This is a genomic window from Bacillus cereus group sp. N11, from assembly GCF_016483605.1.
GTDB classification, from domain to species: domain Bacteria; phylum Bacillota; class Bacilli; order Bacillales; family Bacillaceae_G; genus Bacillus_A; species Bacillus_A toyonensis.
Window position 1 is genome coordinate 46,343 of sequence record NZ_JAEHBN010000030.1, and the last position, 6,000, is coordinate 52,342.

Sequence of the window (6,000 nt, forward strand, 5' to 3'; positions counted from 1 at the left end):
GGTGGGACCCCAAGAATGTATAAAAAGATGAATAGGGTTATAGAAAAAGAAAAAGGCGAATCTCCACTTTCAAAGGGGATTCGCCTTTTTCTTGCTACCGATAAAAGGACGTTATGTTAACCTCGCATGAGTACCCTATTCATGCAAATTTGCACAAAATTGTCTTTGCTGATGGTACAATCAAAATCATGGAGGGATATTATGTTAATTTTTTATGTAATACCATTTTTTCTTATATCAGGTACTTCAATATCTTTATTTTTCATGTCTGTTTCACCAAAAATTAAGGCTAAAAATCTATCATTGATAATGATCTGTTTAGCGATAAATCTACTCTCAATTCCAATTTCTTGTTTGGTAGGTTCGTTTGTTTCTTTCTTTCTTATACAAATGAGGCGTCAACAGAATTTACATATAATAATCCACTTTATTTTTGGAAAGGATTTTTCTTTATTCAAATAATACCGCTTTTCGTGCTATTTGTGGCTTTGATATGGTGGTTTATCCGTAAGGGTAAAGAAAAAATCGACACATAGAATTTTAAAATGACTTCCGCATAGCGTAGGCTATTTAGCAAAATGCTGGCGGTTCCACTACTAGTATTCTTGCATTTAAATTATTTTTAATATATTATATTTATATGTTTATATAGAGATGGATGTATACAAAAAGATTTTACCAAAATGTAATATAACTTATGCTTGTCTTTTTAATATGTATCTAGTAAAAGTACATTTTTTATCAATACAATTATGTTTTCAATATAAATGGAAGCTTATTTACTTTCAATGATAGGAGTTACTGGTTCTAGAACATAGAGGAACAAGGCACCATACAGAGTAATCTGACGAACCTAAGAAGTATTGTATGCAGTTTGTTCATCGTCAAGTACAACAAGAGAGCCTTACCTCTCTAGGCAAGACTCCACTAGTGTAGTCGTATAATTTTTACATATCAAATAAGAAACAGAAAACATATAACACAAAGTAGCAGAACCCTACCATTCCGCCCACAGCTAATACCTGTTTAACCCAACTCTTAAATTTTAGATTACTGTAAATCTCTTGTACTCTTTCCATATTTCCTCCTATTAAGAAGAACCCTTAAAGACTCTCACCTTGCTATGCTACCATTAAAGAATGACTAATAGAGGTCTAATTTTTGTCTAAACGTATAAATATGCAATATTGCATACAGTATTGTTACAAATGTAAACGCTCACTATAATAAGGGTATAAAGATTAATCAAATCCTAGTACTAACAAAAGAGGAGGAAATTAAATGGAAATAGCAATGGCAGTTTTAAAATTTATCGGTGGAGCAATCCCATTAGTTCAAGAACTTCTAAAAGCATTTATGTAAATTCACTATTTAGCAATTATTTATAAAAATTATAATACAAATGATCTGTATATCAAAGATGAATTGATATACAGATTATTTGTGTGAGTAAAGTTCCTTTAACACTATTAATATGCAATATTACATATAAAAATGTATTGATAGAATTGTAAGCGCTTACTATAATGAGAGTATAAAGATAAATCACATCTTAGCAACAACAAAAGGGGTGGAAATAATATGATAATTTTAAAATTTATAGGTGGAGTACTCCCATTAATTCAAGAACTTTTAAAAGCATTTATGTAAGTTCATTATTTAGCAATTATTTATAAATAATTATTATACCTCAATACGAAAAAAGGAAGAAGTTGATTTTTATGAAGACAACAAGAAATACAAAAGGAAAAAAATTACTAGCAAGTTTAATAATCGGCTTTTGCACTATTAATTATTCATCTATTTCATTAGCGGAAACACCTAAAAGTAATTCAGCTAATGCACCCAAACAAGCTATTGGCATTGATACTGGTATAGCAAATTTAAAGTATGATAGTAGAGATATTTTAGCAGTAAATGGGGATAAAGTAGAGAGTTTTGTTCCGAAAGAAAGTACAAATTCAAATGGTAAATTTGTAGTAGTGGAACGTGAGAAAAAATCACTTACAACTTCACCTGTGGATATTTCCATTATTGATTCTGTGGCTAATCGTACGTATCCAGGAGCAGTACAACTTGCAAATAAAGCTTTTGCTGATAATCAACCTAGTTTATTAGTGGCTAAGAGAAAACCTATAAATATTAGTATAGACTTACCTGGAATGAGAAAAGAAAATACGATATCTGTCCAAAATCCGACATATGGTAATGTTTCTGGAGCAGTAGATGATTTAGTATCTACTTGGAATGAGAAGTATGCATCAACACATTCGTTACCTGCAAGAATGCAGTATACAGAGTCCATGGTGTATAGTAAATCACAAATCGCAAGTGCTCTTAATGTCAACGCTAAATATCTTGATAACAGTCTAAACATTGACTTTAATGCCGTTGCAAATGGAGAGAAAAAAGTGATGGTTGCGGCATATAAGCAAATATTTTATACCGTAAGTGCTGAACTACCTAACAATCCATCTGATCTTTTTGATAACAGTGTTACGTTTGAAGAGTTGACTCGTAAAGGGGTAAGTAATACGGCTCCGCCTGTTATGGTGTCAAATGTAGCCTATGGTAGAACCGTTTATGTAAAATTAGAAACATCATCAAAAAGTAAAGATGTACAATCTGCTTTTAAAGCTCTAATTAAGGGTCAAGGTGTTGAAGCGAGTGGACAGTACAAAGATATTTTTGAAGAAAGTACCTTTACCGCTGTCGTATTAGGCGGAGATGCAAAAGAGCATAATAAAGTTGTTACAAAAGATTTTAATGAAATCCGAAATATTATTAAAGATAATGCAGAATTAAGTTCTAAAAATCCAGCATACCCAATTTCATATACAAGCACTTTCTTAAAAGATAACGCAACTGCTGCTGTTCATAACAATACAGATTATATTGAGACGACAACTACAGAATATTCAAGTGCGAAAATGACGCTTGATCATTACGGTGCATATGTTGCTCAATTTGATGTATCTTGGGATGAATTCTCATATGATGCAAATGGGAAAGAAGTATTAACACATAAAACTTGGGAAGGAAACAACCAAGATAAAACGGCTCATTACTCTACAGTAATACCACTTCCACCGAATTCAAAAAATGTAAAAGTCGTAGCGAGAGAATGTACAGGTCTTGCATGGGAATGGTGGCGAACAATTATTAATGAACAAAATGTTCCATTAACAAATGAAATAAAAGTTTCAATTGGAGGAACGACTTTATACCCAACTGCTAATATTAGTCATTAGGTAGAGTGAAGCACCCTGTTTACAGGGTGCTTTTTTACATGGTCACAAGTATATTGGTTTTTTTAAAAATATAGCATACTCATCAGATAGCGATGGAGTATAGACTCATTTAGTAAACTTTGCAACAGAGCCACTAATTTTATTTTTATAGATTTGCAAGACTTTTGTTGTATTCAACTTAGCGTTTTTTTGACACTCCTACGGCTAAAGACACAAGCTGACTAACGTCAGTGGGATTCTTGCTACCAAAGGCGAAGGCGATTTCTAGTATCGCTGACGTGCAAGATTGCGGTGTGCCATCAACCCCTCCCACAACAGACTATATAGGTTTGTGGGCTACGGTACTGTGACCATATCGTACAAATAGTTGGTTCTCATATGATTTTACGTCTTTTGCATGACCATGAAATGTTTATAAGTTTTGTTATCTGAATTTTATGTTTTATATTTATATAATTTCAAATAGGAGGCGATTTACTATCATATCTAGAATTGTATAAAAGTGTTAAAAAATGGGATAGGAAGTGGTATTTTGAAAAAGGTGATTTTATCTTCAACATTAGCTGTATCTATGGCTTTAGGTGCATTTGCGACATTTGGAACGTCACGTACATATGCAGCAGAGCAAAAGATTCAATACAACCAAGAATTTCAAACACCATCTTATATTGGAGAAGAGTGGAAAGCACCAGAAGGACTAGATAAAAAAGAGACTGTGTTCGAGTATTTAAAGAGTAAGAAAGACATGTTTAAATTAGCAGGAAATATGGAGAAACATTTTGAAATCGTTAAAGAAGAAAAAGACACAGAAGCAGAAACAACGCATGTGAAGCTTATTGAAAAATATAATGGTGTTCCTGTATATGGATCTGATCAAACAGTAGCACTTGATAAAAATAATAATGTGAAAGCATTTTTTGGACAAGTTATACCGAATTTAGAAAATAAAAATATCCCATCAACTGCAAGCATTTCAGAAGATGATGCTGTAAATATTGCGAAAGCTGGTATTGAGAAAGAGATTGGAAAAGTAGATAACTATGATGGTATGAAGAAAGATTTATACGTTTATGAAAAAGATGGACAATATTATCTTTCCTATCTTGTAAAAGCCTCTGTTTCAAAACCAGCACCAGGCTACTGGTATTATTTTATTGATGCAACAAATGGAAATGTGATCAATAAATATAATGCGGTCGATCATATTACTGGTTTTGGATATGGTGTTTTAGGAAACAGACAATCATTTGAAATTGTTCAAAATGAAAAAACAGGTGCATTCCATTTATTTGATGGTAAACGTGGAAACGGTGTTTATACGTTTGATTGGAGAAATTTGTTGAAACAATCCTATAATTCAACATCAAAAGGACTGGGATATACAGGTTATGAAATTGAAAGTAAATCCAAGTTCTTTGAAGATAAAGCAGGTGTTGATGCACATGCAAATGCAGAAAAAGTATATGACTATTATAAGAAAACATTTAATCGTAATTCCTATGATAACAAAGGAGCGAAGTTACGTTCTGTTGTTCACGTAGGAGAAAACTGGAATAACGCTAGTTGGAACGGTGTGTATATGGCGTATGGTGATGGTGATGGAAAACTGTTTATTCCATTTTCAGCGAGCTTAGATGTAGTTGCCCATGAGTTAACACATGCTGTAACAGAGTATACAGCAAATTTAGAGTATCAAGATGAGTCTGGTGCATTAAACGAGTCATTTTCGGATATTTTCGGTGCGATGGTAGACCGTGATGATTGGGAGGCAGGAGAAGATATTTATACACCGGATATAGCAGGGGATGCGATGCGATCCTTAAGTCATCCTGCTTCTATTCCTAATCCATTAGAACCCACTCAAGGTTATCCAGATCATTATAGAAAATATTATCCTGGACCATATGATAATGGCGGTGTTCATATTAACAGTAGTATCAATAATAAAGCAGCATATTTATTGTCGGAAGGTGGCTGGCATTACGGTGTGGAAGTAAGTGGCGTTGGCCGCGAAGCTACAGAAAAAATTTACTATCGTGCTCTTACAAAATATTTAACGGCAAAATCTGATTTTAAAATGATGCGCCAAGCTGCACTTCAAGCCGCAGAAGATTTATATGGTAAAAATTCAAAAGAAATACAAGCTGTAGCGAAGGCCTATGATGCAGTTGGTATAGAATAAGACCTGAAAAAGACCTGATATATAACGTCAGGTCTTTTTTTACTGAGTAATCAAGAATGATTTTCGCTACGCCTTTATAGACCTATAAAATATTCATTAAATGAGAATGTAAACCTCATAACTCGATAAATATAATGTTAACGCTTTTATTCTTCTGTTTAAGATAAGAAGAATACAATTTTGCAACAACAATGTCTTTTTCACGTTTCCTTGTACGCTAAGGGTCTATGTATATTAAAAAATTTCAACTTGAGCTACAGTATCTGTTGTAGCATTTGCACCTCCTGTCGTTACTTTTAGTGACATACGATCACCTGCTAGAAATGTCACCGAAATATCATTATTTACATTGGAAGTTTGAGTACCAGTTAGCGAAACAGTAAAGCATATAAATTTCGTATCTATCCAAATAAAGCACAAGCGATTCTAATCAATAAAACGATTGGCTGTTCTCGTTTTGTATTCAATCATTTCCTATCTCTATGGAATCATGCATACAAAGAAACAGGAAAAGGTTTGACATATGGTACATGCTCTGCCAAACTTCCTGCCATGAAGAAAGAGTTT

3 protein-coding genes and 1 pseudogene are annotated in these 6,000 nt (G+C 33.2%); all 4 read left to right on the top strand.

Translation table 11 applies throughout. The features are described from left to right. Positions 1-201: 201 nt before the first annotated feature. Positions 202-536 (top strand): annotated as a pseudogene (locus tag JDS98_RS30415) (hypothetical protein). 1,185 nt (positions 537-1,721) lie between these two features. Continuing rightward, the gene (locus JDS98_RS28520) at positions 1,722-3,251 is read left to right on the top strand and encodes a thiol-activated cytolysin family protein (RefSeq protein WP_199634575.1); all 1,530 of its coding nucleotides are present in this window, start codon (positions 1,722-1,724) and stop codon (positions 3,249-3,251) included. A gap of 532 nt (positions 3,252-3,783) precedes the next feature. Next, complete coding sequence (locus JDS98_RS28525) at positions 3,784-5,433, top strand: M4 family metallopeptidase (RefSeq protein ID WP_199634576.1); 1,650 nt, start codon at positions 3,784-3,786, stop codon at positions 5,431-5,433. Between the two features lie 399 nt (positions 5,434-5,832). Then, the coding region (locus JDS98_RS28530; protein ID WP_199634580.1) for a helix-turn-helix domain-containing protein at positions 5,833-6,000 on the top strand (168 nt) is incomplete at its 3' end.

Bases quoted from the DNA above. Each gene is read 5' to 3' on its own strand.
- JDS98_RS28520 (WP_199634575.1), top strand. From the start codon at position 1,722: ATGAAGACAACAAGAAATACAAAAGGAAAAAAATTACTAGCAAGTTTA.